Source organism: Salmonella bongori NCTC 12419, assembly GCF_000252995.1.
GTDB lineage: Bacteria > Pseudomonadota > Gammaproteobacteria > Enterobacterales > Enterobacteriaceae > Salmonella > Salmonella bongori.
On sequence record NC_015761.1, the window covers coordinates 3,247,072 to 3,264,313 of the forward strand.

Sequence of the window (17,242 nt, forward strand, 5' to 3'; positions counted from 1 at the left end):
GTCTAAAACCGGGCAAGCAGATTAACTTTTTGTTTTTACGAAGGCGTTTTTACCACTGCCAAACGGTACGGCTCCACTGAATGGTTTATCGTCGATAGCATCATGGGTACGTAACGCTTCCGGACGCAGCCAGCGCTGTACACGAGACGGCATATCAAGACCAATGAGCAGGATCACGACAAACGTCAGGCAGAAAGAGAGCGATCCCAGCGCGGTACCCAGATCCAGGCGTTGCGCAATCAGCGCTCCCAGTATCGGTGCCAGTGCGCCGCCAAGCGCGCCGACGTTATAGGTAAAGCCCAGCCCGGCCGCGCGCTGATCGGTGTCGAAGTAACCGCCGATCAGTTTTGGCAGGATCCCGGCGATCCCCTGTCCTGACATCTGCTGAAAAAACAGTAGCAGACCCAGCACCCAGACGTTTGTGCCGCCAATCGCAAAGACCGGAATAATGAGGATTTGCGAGGCCAACAAGCTACAGACATACGCTTTACGCGTTCCCAACCAGTCGCCAAGAAAACCGCCTACACAGCAGCCAACCGCTGCGCCAAAACCGCTGAAGAAGAGGACATTCGCCACCGTATGGGGATCATAGGCCAGCTCGGTTTTCAGATACGTCGGCAACAGTGCCTGAATCGGCCACGAATAGAGAAAAGCAAACAGGACTACGACCATGAGCATGACGCCGGTCGGCCAGCGTTTGCCGCTACTCTGCACCATAAAACTGATAAAGATGACGGCACAAAGTAGCCCCAGTACAGCCACAATGGCGGCATTTTGTAGATGACCGGCGAAGCAGAACCACAGCGCAACGGCGGCGGCAAAGGTCATGACAATATTGATGATGCGGTATTCTCCCCGATAGAGAATATCGACCATCGTACGTACCGGTGTTTTACCCTCGTGCTTCTCTTTCCAGTCCTCCGCTTCCGGAATGTTTTTCCGTAGCCAGAGGGCGAAGATAATCGGTAAAATGCCAATGAAAAACAGTGCGCGCCAGCCCAAAACCGGTACGACCAGGCTATACACCTGCGCAGCGACAACCGCCCCGACGGAAAAACCGGAGATGAGAAACCCGCTAGCTTTATTACGTAAATGTTTTGGCCAACTTTCAATGACATAGGTGGCACTGGAACCATATTCGCCCGCCATGCCCATACCGATTATCAGCCGGGCGATGAACATAGTGGTGTAACCAGGCGCAAAACCACAGGCCAGGGTACCTACTGAAAACAGAATAATACTGCTGACCATTGCCAGGCGGCGTCCGTAGCGGTCTCCCATCGCCCCCAGCAATAGTCCGCCGAACCAGCGAGAAATAAAAGCCGCCGATATCAGGCTTGCCGCCTGTACCGTCGTCAGCCCAAATTCGCTTTGTACCTCAGTCAGTACAAGCGCGATCAACACAAAATCAAAACCATCAAGCAAATATCCCAACCAGGCGGCGGAAAACGCTCGCCATTGTGCCCGGTTGAGATGGCGATACCACGGAATGTTCTGGGTAGAAGTATGCATTTTACTCTCCCGACGATTTTTGTTGTCATTGTGCCGGATAGCGGCGTTGCCTCACCCGGCCTACGGTTCGTACTGTTTTAGGCCGGGCAAGCACAGCGCTCCCGGCATGGCGCTGTTATGCTTTTTCTTCCAGTAGTTGTTGCGCCAGCGACTTCAGTTCCGGCAGATATTTTTCATCGACGGGCGCAAAGGGTTTACGGCACAACGGCACAGATAGCACGTCCATATAATGCAGAACCGTTTTTAAGCCACGGAATACGCCCGTTTTAATCAGTAGATCGATAACCTTATTGCACTCGGTTTGCAGGCGTTGCGCCTTCACCACATCGCCCTCACGTAACGCCTGTACAATGCCCTGATAACGCCAGCCCATAATGTTGTAGGTGCTGCCGATACCACCGTCGGCCCCCGCCAGCAGGCCAGAAGCGAAGGTTTCGTCGTAGCCGTTGTACAGCACCAGATCCGGGTGCGCGCGGCGGATCTGCTCCATCTGATAGAGATCGCCGGAGGTTTGCTTCAGCGCGCTCACGCCTGGTAATGTCACCAGCGTATTGATCTGATCGAGAGTGAGTTTTACGCCACTTAATGCCGGAATGTTGTATACCACCATCGGCAGCCCATCTGCGGAATCAATAATTGCCCGATAGTGGTCACAGTGTTCTTCAAAACTGAAAGGGTAATAAAATGGCGTCACCGCAGAGACGGCATCAAAACCGTAACGCTTTGCGGCACGAGCTAACTGTTGGCTTTCCGCAGTGCTTACCGTCCCGACATGAGCGATCAATGTGATTTTGCCCTTTGCCTCTTCGGCGACAATCTCCAGCACCTGCTCTCTTTCTGCCAGGCTTTGTACGAATGCTTCCCCGGTGGACCCCCCCACATACAGCCCGTCGATACCCTGCCCCATGTTAAAACGCACCAGACGGCGCAGGCTTTCACTATCCAGTTGTTGCTGATGATCAAATGGGGTCAACAACGCCGCCATTACGCCTTGCAATGCTTTTGCCATACCTACCTCTGTGGATGATAAATGTATTAACTACCTACCTTTATACCTGTTATACCAGAACAAATAAGCAGCAAATAATGCAGAACGCTTATAGTGCGATCTGTTTCACTAAACTGAGATCGGAAGCGCGATCGCTACCGCATTTTTTGATTTTTTTTACCGAAAGCGTGCCAGGTAGCGGAAACGCTGTTGAGGTGGGTTTGCAGGGCGCGATCCGCTTTATCTGGATCACGCTGACGAATAGCGTCAACGATAGCAATATGCTGTTGATAACTAAGGTTATTATGCTCGTGCAATTCGCGGTCGGCGACGCCTGGCCGAGCAGCTATCAGCCAGTCCAGCAGGGCGACATGAATTGCCATAAAGATCGGATTGCCGGGGATTTCCGCTAACACTCGATGGAATTCTACGTCCGAGCGAATAAATAGCGCGTTGTCATCCAGCGACTGGCTATTAATTTCCAGTGCCTTCGTTAATAACGCGATCTGTTCGTCGGTAGCATGTTCCGCCGCATAACGTACCAGACTGGATTCAAAGAAAAGCCGTAGCTGTTCAAAGTGAGCAATGCCGCCTGGGTGAGAAAGAAAATCTTTCGCCATCCCCGACAGTTCACTGATGATGGTATCGGCAGAGGGACGCGAAACGCGAGCGCGTTCGCCGTTATTGATCTGCACCAGACCTTTACGCTTTAGCGCCGCTAACGCTTCACGTACTGAGGGACGCCCTACATTGAAAAAGGCCATTAACTCACGCTCAGAGGGGAGCTGTTCTCCCTCGCCAAACTCATGACGACGGATCATTTGCTCCAGCTCCTCCTCGACCATTTCAGACAGTTTTTTACGCGCCAGAGGACGACGGCGTAAACTATGCCCAATAGATAACGGAGAATCTTCTGCCTGCGAATCAAATGCGTTCATAACGTCCATTCATGACTGGTCAGTGGCAAGTAGCAAGCTTATCGTATCACAGCTTTAAAAGCTGGGTGAACCCGCGAAGAAGCCAAACAAAACAGGCCCTTTTGGGCCTGTTTATTATTTTACCACACGCAGCGCCGGACGCCCGCCGCGCGGCGGCGGCTCATCATCAGGGCTATTATCGTCATCGTGATCGGGCTTATCACCATCAATAACAGACATCACGGTCTCGCTTTCCGCGCCAGTGATTTTATCGTCATCATTTAAGCTGACAACGTCTTCATCATAAGCAGCTTCTGGCTCAAACATGGTACCCGCACCGTTTTCTCGCGCGTAAATCGCCAGTACCGCAGCCAACGGCACAGAAACCTGACGGGGAACACCGCCGAAGCGCGCATTAAAGCGTACTTCATCATTCGCCAGCTCCAGATTCCCCACGGCGCGCGGCGCGATATTCAGGACGATTTGCCCATCGCGCGCATATTCCATTGGGACATGCACGCCAGGCTGCATCACATCCACCACCAGGTGCGGCGTGAGCTGGTTATCCAGCAGCCATTCATAGAAAGCGCGCAGCAGATACGGGCGACGCGGCGTCAACTGTGACAAGTCCATAAAGATTAACCCCGACCGAGGCGCATTTCACGTTCAGCTTCGGTTAAAGAAGCCAGGAAAGAATCACGTTCAAAGACGCGGGTCATGTAGCCTTTCAGTTCTTTCGCCCCTGCGCCGCTGAATTCGATCCCCAGCTGCGGTAAGCGCCACAACAGCGGCGCCAGGTAGCAGTCAACCAGGCTAAATTCGTCGCTCAGGAAATACGGCTTCTGACCAAATACCGGCGCAATCGCCAGTAATTCTTCACGCAGCTGTTTACGCGCAGCGTCAGCTTCGGAAGCAGACCCGTTTACGATGACGTTCATCAGCGTATACCAGTCTTTTTCAATACGGTGCATGTACAGACGGCTTTCACCGCGAGCAACCGGATAAACCGGCATCAGCGGCGGATGAGGAAAACGCTCATCCAGATATTCCATAATGATGCGAGATTCCCACAGGGTCAGCTCACGATCCACCAGGGTCGGTACGCTCTGATTCGGGTTGAGGTCAATCAGATCCTGAGGTGGGTTATCCTTCTCCACATGCTCGATCTCAAAACTAACACCCTTTTCAGCCAGCACAATGCGGACCTGATGGCTATAGATGTCAGTAGGACCAGAAAACAGCGTCATTACCGAACGTTTGTTGGCAGCGACAGCCATGAAAACCTCCAGGTATATTCAGAATTTTTACTGCTACCAGCCACAACGTGACCAGCCAGATGTTATATCACCCAGGACGAAAAACGTCACTATCGCTCAAAAACGAGACAAAAAATGAACATTCCCCGCTATTTGGGCAGAAAATTGGATGATAGTTTACCAGATTTTGTGACCTTTGTGGTGAGTCGATTCTGGAATTGGGGAAAAAGAGGTAACTATTCGCATTTCTCCATGCCAGATAACGGTATTACCCATAAAAAAACCCGCCGAAGCGGGTTTTTTCGATAATGGTTGTCTGCGTGAGCAGAAGCCCATTAACGTTTGGAGAACTGCGGACGACGGCGTGCTTTACGCAGACCGACTTTCTTACGTTCAACCTGACGAGCGTCACGAGTAACGAAGCCAGCTTTACGCAGTTCAGAACGCAGAGACTCGTCGTACTCCATCAGAGCGCGGGTGATACCGTGACGGATCGCACCAGCCTGACCAGAGATACCACCACCTTTAACAGTGATGTACAGATCCAGTTTCTCAACCATGTCGACCAGTTCCAGCGGCTGACGAACTACCATGCGGGCAGTTTCGCGACCGAAGTACTGTTCCAGAGAACGTTGGTTGATAACGATTTTACCGTTGCCCGGTTTGATAAAAACGCGAGCTGCGGAACTTTTGCGGCGACCAGTGCCGTAGTATTGATTTTCAGCCATTGCCTATAATCCCGATTAGATGTCAAGAACTTGCGGTTGCTGTGCCGCGTGGTTGTGCTCGTTGCCAGCGTAAACTTTCAGTTTACGGAACATAGCACGACCCAGCGGGCCTTTTGGCAGCATGCCTTTAACCGCGATTTCAATCACACGCTCAGGACGGCGGGCAATCATCTCTTCAAAGGTCGCTTGTTTGATACCACCGATGTGGCCGGTGTGGTGATAATACACTTTGTCAGTACGCTTGTTGCCGGTTACAGCAACTTTGTCAGCGTTCAGAACGATGATGTAATCACCAGTATCGACGTGCGGAGTGTATTCCGCTTTGTGCTTACCGCGCAGGCGCAGAGCCAGTTCAGTAGCCAGACGGCCCAGAGTTTTACCGGTCGCGTCAACAACATACCAGTCGCGTTTTACGGTTTCTGGTTTAGCTGTAAAAGTTTTCATTAAAAGCTTACCCAAATAAATAAGTTACACGTTGGTGAACACCCAAACGTTTAAATAGTTGAGGTTCACACGACAAAGTCCGGTAAACCTACCCCCTCGGATATGTTTCGCCGGCACAGAGAAAGTTTGGGAAAAAACTCTCTTGTAACGTGGGGTCGCAGGATTATAGAGAAGTCCAGGTCAAAGATCGACCCCTTTTTGTGATTTACCGCGGGTTTTATGCAGGCCATGTTTATTATCGGCCGGGTAAAGTTGCCGGCATAATCAGCGAGCCGCACACAGTACAAAGCACGCCTTATTCGGCCTACGGCATATGCTCCCGTTTGAGGTACTCCTCGCTCTGCATCTCCTGCAGGCGCGACAGACAGCGCTGAAATTCAAACCTGAGCCGCTCTCCCTGATAAATCTGGTATAACGGCGCGGCAGCGCTCACTACCAGCTTAACGTGGCGCTCGTAAAACTCATCTACCAGCGCAATAAAGCGGCGCGCTTCGTTCTCCATCTGCGGCGTCATGACTGGCACCTCAAGCAATAGAACCGTATGAAATAGCCTTGAGAGCGCAATATAATCGTGCTGGCTGCGGGCCTCTATGCACAGAGTGGCGAAAGAGACCGCCAGCGTCTGGTTTTCAACACCCAGTGTTGCTAAGGGACGATGATTGATTTCCAGAATGGGAGCATGTTCCCGCGTAGCGCCAGCTAACGCCAGCCAAAGTTTATCCATTTGCCGCCGGGTTTGGTCATCAAGCGGCGTCAGCCATAAGTGGGCCTGGGTCAGCGTGCGCAACCGGTAATCAATGCCGGCGTCCACGTTCATAATGTCACAGTGTTGCTTGATGGCATCAATAGCGGGTAAGAAGCGGGCGCGTTGCAAACCGTTGCGGTAGAGTTCATCCGGTGGAATATTTGACGTCGCCACCAGCGTAAGGCCGCGAGCGAATAGCGCTTTCATTAAGCCGCCAAGCAGCATGGCGTCGGTAATATCAGAGACGAAAAACTCATCGAAACACAGTATGTCCGTCTCGGCTTTAAATCTGTCGGCAATAACGTCCAACGGATCACTCTGCCCCTGTAGCGCAGTAAGTTCCTCATGTACGCGCAGCATAAAACGATGGAAATGCAGGCGTAGTTTTCGCTCTCCCGGCAAGCTATGGTAAAAGAGATCCATTAGCCAGGTTTTGCCGCGACCAACACCGCCCCACATATATAGCCCGCGAACCGGTATTTGCGCGTCAGGTTCATTTTTGCCTAATAATTTCCCCAGGCGTGCTATCAGGCCGCCGGGCGACGTGACTGGCGTTTTTTTAGCGATAAGTTCTTGATAAATGGCTTCCAGACGGTTGACCGCCTCTTTCTGTACGTCGTCAGGCTGATGCGTGCCTTCGTTGAGAGCCTGAAGATAACACGATGTAGGGGAAAGGCTTTGCATAATGTTATTGTTATTCCTTGAAAATCGATGTGCCGTCATTCACGGCTGACGAAAAAAAGGCCGTTCTACACTACGCGATATGCTGTCGGGATTCCACTTCTACGGAATTAGCGGTTATAGTGGCATAATCAGGCGCGGGCATGGAGCCTGGAGCCAACACCCTACGGAAACATAAGACAACGGGAGATGTTCATGACCTGGGAATATGCGCTAATTGGATTAGTCGTCGGTATCATCATCGGTGCCGTGGCCATGCGTTTTGGTAATCGTAAATTACGTCAACAGCAGGCATTGCAGTACGAACTGGAAAAAAACAAAGCTGAGCTGGAAGAGTACCGTGAAGAGCTGGTTAGCCACTTTGCCCGCAGCGCGGAATTGCTGGATACCATGGCGCATGATTACCGCCAGTTGTACCAGCATATGGCGAAAAGCTCCAGCAGCCTGCTGCCGGAAATGTCCGCGGAATCGAATCCGTTCCGCAACCGCCTGGCGGAGTCGGAAGCGAGCAACGATCAGGCGCCGGTGCAAATGCCGCGTGACTATTCTGAAGGCGCGTCCGGCCTGTTGCGCAGCGGTGCAAAACGCGATTAATCGCGTACTGTTAAGAAATTTAACGGGCGCATCGCTTGCGCCCCTCTCTATCTTTCCTGTCCCAGCTATTATCATTGTTACCAGGCTGAAAATTCAATAACATCAAACCGTTTTGAATCGTCTATCCGTTCATTCAAGGTACGAGAGCAGCATCCATGAAAAAACACACCCAGCTGTTGAGTGCATTAGCGTTAAGTGTCGGGTTAACTCTTTCGGCGCCCTTTCCAGCCCTTGCATCGATACCAGGCCAGGTGCCGGGTCAGGCGGCGCTGCCAAGCCTTGCCCCTATGCTGGAGAAAGTGCTGCCTGCTGTCGTCAGCGTGAAAGTCGAGGGAACCGCCGCGCAGAGCCAAAAGGTGCCGGAGGAGTTTAAAAAGTTCTTTGGCGAGGAGCTGCCCGACCAACCATCTCAGCCGTTTGAAGGACTCGGTTCCGGCGTGATTATTGATGCTGCGAAAGGTTATGTATTAACCAATAATCATGTCATTAATCAGGCGCAGAAGATCAGCATCCAGCTCAATGACGGACGTGAATTTGATGCGAAGCTGATCGGCGGCGACGACCAGAGCGATATCGCCCTGCTACAAATGCAGAATCCCAGCCAGTTAACGCAAATTGCGATTGCCGATTCCGACAAACTCCGCGTCGGTGATTTCGCCGTCGCCGTCGGTAACCCGTTTGGCCTGGGGCAAACCGCTACCTCCGGGATTATTTCAGCGTTGGGACGCAGCGGGCTGAATCTGGAGGGGCTTGAGAACTTTATTCAAACCGACGCCTCGATTAACCGTGGTAACTCCGGTGGCGCTCTGCTTAACCTGAACGGCGAACTGATCGGAATTAACACCGCCATCCTCGCACCTGGGGGAGGAAGCATCGGTATCGGTTTTGCTATTCCTTCCAATATGGCGCAGACGCTGGCGCAGCAGTTAATACAATTTGGTGAAATCAAACGCGGATTGCTGGGAATTAAAGGCACTGAAATGACCGCTGATATCGCTAAGGCGTTCAAATTGAACGTTCAGCGCGGGGCTTTTGTCAGCGAGGTATTACCACATTCAGGTTCGGCGAAAGCTGGTGTGAAATCCGGAGACGTGATTATCAGTCTTAATGGTAAGCCGCTGAACAGTTTTGCTGAACTGCGCTCACGTATCGCCACCACCGAACCCGGTACGAAAGTAAAACTGGGTCTGCTACGCGATGGCAAGCCGCTGGAGGTGGAAGTGACGCTGGATTCCAATACATCTTCTTCCGCCAGCGCTGAGATGATCGCCCCTGCGTTGCAGGGCGCGACGCTGAGCGATGGGCAACTGAAAGACGGAACAAAAGGCGTAAAAATTGATAATGTCGAAAAAAGTAGCCCCGCCGCTCAGGCCGGTTTACAAAAAGATGATGTTATCATTGGCGTTAACCGCGATCGTATCCGCTCTATCGCCGAGATGCGCAAAGTGATGGCGACGAAACCGTCTATTATCGCTCTCCAGGTAGTACGTGGTAACGAGAACATTTATCTATTGCTGCGCTAGTCCTGTCTTAAACCGGGCATCAGCCTCCAATGTGATGTCCGGTTAACTCATGGTATGCTGCTGCCGTTCCCTTTTTTAACGATGCCTCCATCATGTTTGTGAAGCTCTTACGTTCGGTCGCAATAGGTTTAATTGTCGGCGCTATTTTGCTGGTCGCCATGCCTTCTTTGCGTAAAATTAATCCTATCGCCGTCCCGCAATTCGACAGTACCGATGAAACGCCAGCCAGCTATAATTTTGCGGTTCGCCGCGCCGCGCCTGCCGTCGTCAATGTCTATAACCGCAGTATGAACAGTACCGCACATAATCAGCTGGAGATCCGTACGCTGGGCTCCGGTGTAATAATGGATCAGCGCGGTTATATCATTACCAACAAACACGTTATCAACGATGCCGATCAGATTATCGTCGCGCTACAGGACGGTCGCGTGTTTGAAGCGCTACTGGTTGGCTCCGATTCGCTCACCGACCTGGCGGTACTGAAAATCAACGCTACCGGCGGGCTGCCTACGATCCCGATTAATACAAAACGCACACCGCATATTGGCGACGTCGTGTTGGCTATCGGTAACCCCTATAATCTGGGACAAACCATCACCCAGGGGATTATCAGCGCAACGGGCCGTATCGGACTGAACCCGACGGGGCGACAGAATTTTCTTCAGACCGACGCCTCGATTAACCACGGTAATTCCGGCGGCGCGTTGGTGAACTCGTTAGGCGAGCTGATGGGGATCAACACCCTCTCTTTTGATAAAAGTAACGATGGCGAAACGCCGGAAGGCATCGGTTTTGCGATCCCTTTCCAACTGGCCACCAAAATTATGGACAAGCTGATCCGCGATGGCCGAGTGATACGCGGTTATATCGGTATTGGCGGACGGGAAATCGCGCCGTTACACGCCCAGGGCAGCGGCATGGACCCGATTCAGGGCATTGTGGTTAATGAAGTGACGCCCAACGGCCCCGCCGCGCTTGCTGGTATTCAGGTTAATGATCTCATTATTTCGGTCAATAACAAACCGGCCGTATCCGCGCTGGAGACGATGGATCAGGTGGCAGAAATCCGTCCAGGTTCCGTTATTCCGGTCGTTGTCATGCGTGATGATAAACAGCTCACGCTACAGGTGACGGTACAGGAATACCCGGCAACCAATTGATATTATTTGTGTCATTATCAGGCGGACATAAAAAAACCGGAGCCAACTCCGGTTTTTTTAATAGCAGCGCATGGCTTACTTCGTAACGAATTCTTCGCCAAGCGTAATGTCTTTCTTCAGCGTATCCAGCATACCTTCCAGCGAGCGCTGTTCAAAAGCGCTCAGAGTGCCAATGGATTTACGCTCTTCCACGCCGTTTTTACCCAGCAGCAAAGGCTGAGAGAAGAAGCGGGCATACTGGCCGTCGCCTTCCACATAGGCGCATTCCACCACGCCTTTTTCACCCTGCAATGCACGTACCAGAGAAAGGCCGAAACGCGCTGCAGCCTGGCCCATTGAAAGGGTTGCCGATCCGCCGCCAGCTTTCGCCTCAACAACTTCAGTACCGGCGTTCTGAATACGCTTCGTCAGTTCAGCCGCTTCTTGTTCGCTAAAGCTTACGCCTGGAATCTGCGACAACAGCGGCAGAATGGTCACGCCAGAGTGCCCGCCGATCACCGATACTTCAACTTCCGTAGGCAGCTTACCTTTCAGCTCAGCAACAAACGTGTTCGAGCGAATGATATCCAGCGTGGTAACGCCAAACAGTTTGTTTTTATCGTAAACACCCGCTTTTTTCAGCACTTCCGCGGCAATAGCGACTGTCGTATTCACCGGGTTGGTGATAATGCCCACACAGGCTTTCGGGCAGGTTTTAGCGATCTGCTGTACCAGATTTTTTACGATCCCGGCGTTAACGTTAAACAGATCGGAACGGTCCATACCCGGTTTGCGCGCCACGCCCGCAGAAATCAATACTACGTCAGCGCCTTCAAGCGCCGGGGTTGCATCTTCGCCGGAGAAACCTTTAATTTTTACAGCGGTGGGGATATGGCTCAAATCAACGGCCACACCGGGAGTCACTGGAGCGATGTCGTACAGGGAGAGTTCTGAACCTGAAGGCAGTTGGTTTTTTAACAGTAATGCCAGCGCCTGACCGATACCACCAGCAGCGCCGAGGACTGCAACTTTCATCCTAAACTCCTTATTATATGATTAACTAAGTGTCTGTTGCTCCGCGGCGGCGACCTTAATTCACAAATTCAATGATTACAATCCCCACGCGTCAAGAATGCGGAGTCGCGCGATTTTGGCTTTTATGCATTTAATTTGCGTAATCCGGATCGATAGCAGCCTGCGAGCAACGTTCCTACAGGTGGTGACAATATACCCTACCGCCCCCTCAAAACAACATCATTTTGATAACAATTAATTTACTTTTAATCTTATTTGCGAGGCGTGACACAGGCATGTTTCTTGATAACGAAATTTGATAAAATTCCGCTCTTTCATAACATTATTTCAGCCTTAAACAAGGCAGACTGTTTGCATAAAAATTCATCTGTATGCACAATAATGTTGTTTCTACCGCCATATTACGGGTGACTTATGCGAAGCTCGGCTAAACAAGAAGAACTAGTAAGGGCGTTTAAAGCGCTCCTCAAAGAAGAAAAATTCAGCTCACAGGGCGAAATCGTCCTCGCATTGCAGGATCAGGGCTTTGAAAATATCAATCAGTCCAAGGTCTCACGCATGTTGACTAAGTTCGGTGCGGTGCGAACCCGCAACGCAAAAATGGAGATGGTGTATTGTCTTCCAGCTGAACTGGGCGTCCCGACCACATCCAGTCCGTTGAAAAATCTGGTACTGGATATCGACTATAACGATGCCGTCGTGGTAATTCATACCAGCCCTGGCGCAGCGCAACTCATTGCGCGCCTGCTGGATTCGTTGGGGAAAGCGGAAGGTATTCTCGGCACGATTGCCGGTGATGATACGATCTTCACTACGCCTGCCAGCGGCTTTTCCGTAAAAGATCTCTACGAAGCCATTCTGGAGCTCTTTGAGCAAGAGCTTTAGTTCTCCCCCCTCCGTCGTTGTACGGCGGAGGCATTTTTCCCTTTCTCCGGTCTGTTGTTCCTCACGACTGTCATTTGGTAAACCACGCCCTTAAACATTTACCACATGAATACAAAATCCAAAAAACGCACAAAATGCTAAATTTTTTATACACCTGATTTTATTTGATTTTTTATTGAAGAGCGGCAAAAGACAGCAGTTTTAATTCCATATCATTATAAAAAATAAGCCGTTTAATCTTTAAGGAAACATGAAACAATTAGCGTGGTATTAATTTATGGTGTGATTAGTGTATACTTAATTTTGTGATGAGGGTCACGAAAAGAAGACCCCAGTAAAGGAATTCGACGAGGTAAAAATCATGAAAATCAAAACCACTGTTACAACATTAAGTATTCTGTCCGTTCTCTCTTTTGGCGCTTTCGCCGCAGAACCTATCAGCGCAGAACAAGCGCAAAACCGCGAAGCGATCGGCTCTGTTTCGGTCAGCGCTATTGGCTCATCGCCTATGGATATGAATGCCATGCTGAGCAAAAAAGCAGATGAACAAGGCGCAACGGCCTATCACATTACCGAAGCGCGTAGCGGCAGCAACTGGCACGCCACTGCCGAACTGTATAAATAAAATTCACCTGCATCGCATATAACCGGTCATTACTTCGCGGAGATATCGCATAAGAAAAGCCCTTTAATTCACGGAGTTGACCGTATAAAGGAATAAAAGTCTATGAAAACAAAATTCATTATTGCATCCCTCGGCCTGGCCACTCTGCTCTCTTTCGGCGCAAACGCTGCTGTACATCAGGTCAATACTGAACAAGCGCAAAACCTGCAACCGATGGGCACCATTTCCGTATCCCAGATTGGCAGTACGCCAATGGATATGCGTCAGGAGCTCGTCGCCAAAGCTGAAAAAGCAGGCGCTAATAGTTATCGCATCATCGAGTTAAAAGAAGGTGATAACTGGCACGCCACCGCCGAGCTGTATAAATAAACCCTCGTCGTCTAACCCGACGACTTGCCCCCGCCTGTCGGGGGCTTTTTTATGACGTTTTAATGCCGAACATTAAAGCGTAACCGTCCTTCCAGCTCTTCTTCCGCTTCATCAAAGAGTAAAATCAGCGCGCCGTAGCGTCTGCGCAGCTTATCAGGCAGATGAACAAACTCAATCTCAAGCGGTAAAGGTAAGGCATCGCTCATTACCGCATCCCATAACGTATCAAGATCGCTCACTTTCTCACCGGCAAGGCCAAACGTCTGCGTAAATTCACGATAAAAATCGCTTTGGTTTTTAATATCACGAAAATCAAAGGTATAGACATTCATAGCCAGCTACCATCCCCGACAGACAATTGTCTGTTTTACTCCAAAACATCATTATGCAGAGTGGTCATGTCCAGAAACGCATGTCATTCTGGCAAGCACTCTTGCGCTGTTTTTGTCTCTCAAATAAGTATAGCCATAAAAAAACCGACGCTTTTGGCGTCGGTTTTCATGATTAGCTATCGGTAAGCGCGTGCTGGTATTTATGTAACATGCCCGTCAGGCGTTTAACCGGCTCCGTCACCTGCGGCGGCGCCTCCCAAATACGTAATTTTTCCTGGTAGATATCCAGTTCATCAAGCAACTGGCCGAAGTAGCGTCGCCGTTTATCATCGCTTCCGGCGGAAATCACCTGATCGGCGGTACGGCGAAGCTGACGATGAAATACTGATAGATCTTCATTAACCGGTATCGGTGCATCGCGCAGACGCTGGTGGGCAATGATCATCGTGAGCGCCAGACGGAACTTAGGCAAATCGCCAGGGAATTTATTCATCAACAAAAAGAGTTGCTGATACAACGCCGGCAGACGGTTCTCTTTACGACGCACAACATTGGTTGTCATTGCGGAAACGGCGGCAGAAACAAACTGGTTAAGCAGCACGCGACCTGTGCGGTCTTTGGATTTATCACGCACCAGTAAGATGACGATAAACGCCAGCATACAGCCGACGATTTGCCCCAACGCGCTGTCGAGAAACTGGCTGAAATGGAACGTCATCGGGTTATCCAGCACAATAATATTAATCGTACTGGCTAGTGCGCCCATCGAACCCAGACGCCGCTTCTGGACTTCTATGCCGCTAAAGAATCCTAATACTGCCAGACTCAGGCATAGCAACAGCATACTTTGTTGCGTATTAGGGATAATCACCAGGAAATAGAGCAATCCCAGCGGTAGTGCCGCCAGAGTCCCATAAATAAAATCAATACAGACCATGCGAGGATTCGGTAAACGCATCGCCAGCGAGGTGACCACGGCAATCATTACCATCGCGCCATTGCCCGATGTCCAGCCGGTCCACAGCCAGAATAACGTCCCCAGCACACAAGAGAGCGTAGTGCGCCAGAAGTTTACCATGGCGTGATGGCGCTCGGCGGACTCCACTTTTACCACCGGCTCTTCCTGAAGGATTTCCTCTTCCGTCGCGCTGATTTTGGTATTACTGATGACGCCGCGTTTCAGCAACAGATAACGCGTCGCAGCGCCGACCCATGTATAGAGCGTGACTGGCGTTTCGCGCTCACCGGTCCAGACAATGACGCGACGCATTCTTTTTAACTGTCTATGAACATCCTGTACCGTTTCAACCGGCGCCTCGAACAGCTCCCGGAACGTATCGGTAATCAGCTCTGGCCGCGTATGTTGGATCATATACGTTTCACAGGATTGCGTAATCAGTGTGAGCGAAAGGGTATTCAACGCTTTCAGGCGGCGGTTAGCGCGAACCCAGCGCGAAGACTCCATATTAAGATTACTACGCATCCCCTCCAGAGCCGTCGTACGCCGCACCAGATCGCCCCAGGCGTTGTCTACTTCCTCGCTGTCGCCATGCTTAATACAAAGCTGCATGAGTTGGTATTGCGCCACCAGCAGGCTATCCAGCTCACGGTCAACCTCCTGCTTTATCGATCGTGGCGAGAAAAGCAGATCTGCCACAATAGCACAGACGATACCAATAACGATTTCGCTGCAACGTTCAAGCGCGAATTGTGGCGTGAGCAGCGGCTCAGTCTGAATAGTAATCACGATGATCAGTGCGGTATAGCCTGACAGTCCCCACGCATACGAGTTTTCGATCCGTACCAAAGAAGAGATCCAGGTACAAAACCCAGCCCAGATACAGCACACCAGAATCATCAACAGCGGCGCGCGAATCATGGCGATAATAATGATAAGCGCGGCGATACAGCCAATAAATGTCCCGATGATACGCAACATTCCGCGATAACGGATAGCGCCGGAATAGGGTTCCCCACCAGCAGCGAACGCCGGGCCTGCCGCCACGATCGCGGCGGTCAGCACTGCCCAACGCGGCGTTTCCAGTTGAAAGTGGAAGCCGACAAATAATGCCAGCACAATGGCACACGCCAGTTTTACCGCAAAACGAATGTGCTGGTTGGCAATCGAGAAGATGCCCATGACGATTAACCGAATTCGCGCAGTCGGTGCGCCAGTTTACGGAAGAAGGAGTCCTGAGTGACGTCACGATCCTGTTTACCGGTAATGACTACGGTTGCCGTCGTACCGGCAGGCCACAAATTACCCTGTTGTTCGTCGAGCCGGATGCGCACCGGGACACGCTGGGCCAGGCGCACCCATTCGAGATTAGAGTCTATCGTCGCCATGCCTTTCGCATCGCTGGTGCTGCTGGCATTCGTCACCCCAGCCGCCACGCTATCGACAGTGCCTCGTAACACCTGATTACTGCCAAGCGGCGTGATTTCAGCGCGATATCCCGGACGTACGCCTTCCAGCTTGGTCTCTTCCATATAGGCCAGTACGTAAAAAGAGTTCTTTTTCACCAACGCAACAGCCGTGGAACCACGGGTAATAAATTCGCCAGCATAAACATTAAGGTTAGTTATCCAGCCGTCGGCAGGCGCACGAATAACGGTACGTTCAAGATCGAGTTTCGCCAGATCACGCGTTGCCTGCGCTTTAGCCAGCTGATGCAATACCGTCTGCAAAACATTATTCGCCTGATCGATCTCTTCCCGGGACATTGCCTGCACGCCGAGGCGGTTACGGCGCCCCGCTTCCTGGCGTTTTTCCTGTGCCAGTACCTGATAATAAGCCACATCGGCTTCCGCTTCCGCGAGCGCTTTTTGATAGCGTGGCTGGTCGATAGTAAACAGGACCTGATCCTTTTTCACCAGTTGGTTATCATGCACATTTACATTAGTAATCAGGCCCGCGACATCCGGGGCGATAGCCACCACATCGGCGCTAAAACGCGCGTCGCGCGTCCAGGGGGATTCGGTGTAATACACCCAGGCGCGGAAAATCGCGATAAACGCCAGGATAACCAGTACGAGGGTAATGGCCGTACGGGAGAGTTTTCTTGTTAGTGTTTTCACTTCAACCTCAAACGAACAGGCGCGATATTAAATAGAACAGACAGCAATACAGCGCGGTATTGAACAAAGCCGGATGCCAGACAAAATCATAGATGCCAGTCGGCACAAGCACCCGACGCACCAGCCAAAAAATCGCCAGTGACAAAAGCAATTCGAAAAATATCGGTGGGAAGGAAAGACCAAACACCACGATAACGGGAAACACACTCATGTTGACCTTGATTTCTGAGAGAGAGCAGGCGATAGATTGTTAAGCTACATCGCCGCAGAGAAGGGCAAGAAACGCCAGGCGAGAGCGATATAGCGCTTATTCGAATAATAGTATATTAGCGTAACTGTTATGCGGTTATCTATATTATGTGATCTAAATCACTTTTAAGCCAGAGTGAAT

19 protein-coding genes are annotated in these 17,242 nt (G+C 51.1%); 6 read left to right on the plus strand and 13 right to left on the minus strand.

Annotated elements, in window-relative coordinates; genetic code table 11:
• Positions 1-21 precede the first annotated feature (21 nt).
• The 8 genes from SBG_RS15365 to zapE form a co-directional block, all read right to left on the minus strand.
• Positions 22-1,512 (minus strand): MFS transporter, encoded by a 1,491-nt coding sequence (locus SBG_RS15365; RefSeq protein ID WP_000557490.1) that lies wholly within the window; start codon positions 1,510-1,512, stop codon positions 22-24.
• Between the two features lie 115 nt (positions 1,513-1,627).
• Positions 1,628-2,521, minus strand: a complete 894-nt coding sequence (nanA, locus tag SBG_RS15370) for an N-acetylneuraminate lyase (RefSeq protein WP_001029670.1) — start codon at positions 2,519-2,521, stop codon at positions 1,628-1,630.
• 134 nt (positions 2,522-2,655) lie between these two features.
• Positions 2,656-3,447, minus strand: coding sequence for a transcriptional regulator NanR (nanR, locus tag SBG_RS15375; RefSeq protein ID WP_000382921.1), 792 nt, complete (start codon positions 3,445-3,447; stop codon positions 2,656-2,658).
• 105 nt (positions 3,448-3,552) lie between these two features.
• Positions 3,553-4,050, minus strand: a complete 498-nt coding sequence (sspB, locus tag SBG_RS15380) for a ClpXP protease specificity-enhancing factor (RefSeq protein ID WP_000366116.1) — start codon at positions 4,048-4,050, stop codon at positions 3,553-3,555.
• Between the two features lie 5 nt (positions 4,051-4,055).
• A complete protein-coding gene (gene sspA, locus SBG_RS15385) occupies positions 4,056-4,694 on the minus strand; it encodes a stringent starvation protein SspA (RefSeq protein WP_000257297.1) in 639 nt (212 codons plus the stop codon).
• Positions 4,695-5,008: 314 nt separating this feature from the next.
• Positions 5,009-5,401 carry a 30S ribosomal protein S9 gene (gene rpsI, locus SBG_RS15390; protein WP_000829818.1) on the minus strand — a complete coding sequence of 131 codons (393 nt, stop codon included), beginning with the start codon at positions 5,399-5,401 and terminating at the stop codon, positions 5,009-5,011.
• A gap of 15 nt (positions 5,402-5,416) precedes the next feature.
• Positions 5,417-5,845 carry a 50S ribosomal protein L13 gene (gene rplM, locus SBG_RS15395; RefSeq protein ID WP_000847556.1) on the minus strand — a complete coding sequence of 143 codons (429 nt, stop codon included), beginning with the start codon at positions 5,843-5,845 and terminating at the stop codon, positions 5,417-5,419.
• 304 nt (positions 5,846-6,149) lie between these two features.
• Complete coding sequence (gene zapE / locus SBG_RS15400; RefSeq protein ID WP_001191209.1) at positions 6,150-7,274, minus strand: cell division protein ZapE; 1,125 nt, start codon at positions 7,272-7,274, stop codon at positions 6,150-6,152.
• Positions 7,275-7,466: 192 nt separating this feature from the next.
• Between zapE and zapG the strand changes: the two genes are divergently transcribed.
• The 3 genes from zapG (at position 7,467) to degS (ending at position 10,548) form a co-directional block, all read left to right on the plus strand.
• The gene (gene zapG / locus SBG_RS15405; protein WP_001519074.1) at positions 7,467-7,865 is read left to right on the plus strand and encodes a Z-ring associated protein ZapG; all 399 of its coding nucleotides are present in this window, start codon (positions 7,467-7,469) and stop codon (positions 7,863-7,865) included.
• 155 nt (positions 7,866-8,020) lie between these two features.
• The gene (degQ, locus tag SBG_RS15410; protein WP_000716685.1) at positions 8,021-9,388 is read left to right on the plus strand and encodes a serine endoprotease DegQ; all 1,368 of its coding nucleotides are present in this window, start codon (positions 8,021-8,023) and stop codon (positions 9,386-9,388) included.
• A gap of 92 nt (positions 9,389-9,480) precedes the next feature.
• Positions 9,481-10,548: an outer membrane-stress sensor serine endopeptidase DegS gene (gene degS, locus SBG_RS15415; protein ID WP_000497712.1), complete on the plus strand. Its 1,068-nt coding sequence runs from the start codon at positions 9,481-9,483 to the stop codon at positions 10,546-10,548.
• A gap of 75 nt (positions 10,549-10,623) precedes the next feature.
• Here degS and mdh read toward each other — a convergent pair whose 3' ends face one another.
• Entirely contained in the window at positions 10,624-11,562 is a 939-nt protein-coding gene (mdh, locus tag SBG_RS15420) for a malate dehydrogenase (RefSeq protein ID WP_000861589.1), read from the minus strand.
• Between the two features lie 414 nt (positions 11,563-11,976).
• Here mdh and argR point away from each other — a divergent pair, with 414 nt between their 5' ends.
• From argR to yhcN-B, 3 genes are all read left to right on the plus strand, one after another.
• Positions 11,977-12,447 carry a transcriptional regulator ArgR gene (gene argR, locus SBG_RS15425; RefSeq protein WP_001257851.1) on the plus strand — a complete coding sequence of 157 codons (471 nt, stop codon included), beginning with the start codon at positions 11,977-11,979 and terminating at the stop codon, positions 12,445-12,447.
• Between the two features lie 361 nt (positions 12,448-12,808).
• Complete coding sequence (yhcN, locus tag SBG_RS15430; protein WP_000695696.1) at positions 12,809-13,072, plus strand: peroxide/acid stress response protein YhcN; 264 nt, start codon at positions 12,809-12,811, stop codon at positions 13,070-13,072.
• Positions 13,073-13,174: 102 nt separating this feature from the next.
• A complete protein-coding gene (gene yhcN-B / locus SBG_RS15435) occupies positions 13,175-13,441 on the plus strand; it encodes a DUF1471 family stress response protein YhcN-B (RefSeq protein WP_000850036.1) in 267 nt (88 codons plus the stop codon).
• 59 nt (positions 13,442-13,500) lie between these two features.
• Here yhcN-B and SBG_RS15440 read toward each other — a convergent pair whose 3' ends face one another.
• From SBG_RS15440 to aaeX, 4 genes are all read right to left on the minus strand, one after another.
• Positions 13,501-13,773, minus strand: a complete 273-nt coding sequence (locus SBG_RS15440; RefSeq protein ID WP_001103890.1) for a barstar family protein — start codon at positions 13,771-13,773, stop codon at positions 13,501-13,503.
• Between the two features lie 172 nt (positions 13,774-13,945).
• On the minus strand, positions 13,946-15,913 hold the full coding sequence (gene aaeB, locus SBG_RS15445; RefSeq protein WP_000510917.1) for a p-hydroxybenzoic acid efflux pump subunit AaeB: 1,968 nt from the start codon (positions 15,911-15,913) through the stop codon (positions 13,946-13,948).
• 5 nt (positions 15,914-15,918) lie between these two features.
• Positions 15,919-16,851: a p-hydroxybenzoic acid efflux pump subunit AaeA gene (gene aaeA, locus SBG_RS15450; RefSeq protein ID WP_000855142.1), complete on the minus strand. Its 933-nt coding sequence runs from the start codon at positions 16,849-16,851 to the stop codon at positions 15,919-15,921.
• Between the two features lie 7 nt (positions 16,852-16,858).
• Positions 16,859-17,062 (minus strand): p-hydroxybenzoic acid efflux pump operon protein AaeX, encoded by a 204-nt coding sequence (gene aaeX, locus SBG_RS15455; RefSeq protein ID WP_000110383.1) that lies wholly within the window; start codon positions 17,060-17,062, stop codon positions 16,859-16,861.
• Positions 17,063-17,242 lie beyond the last annotated feature (180 nt).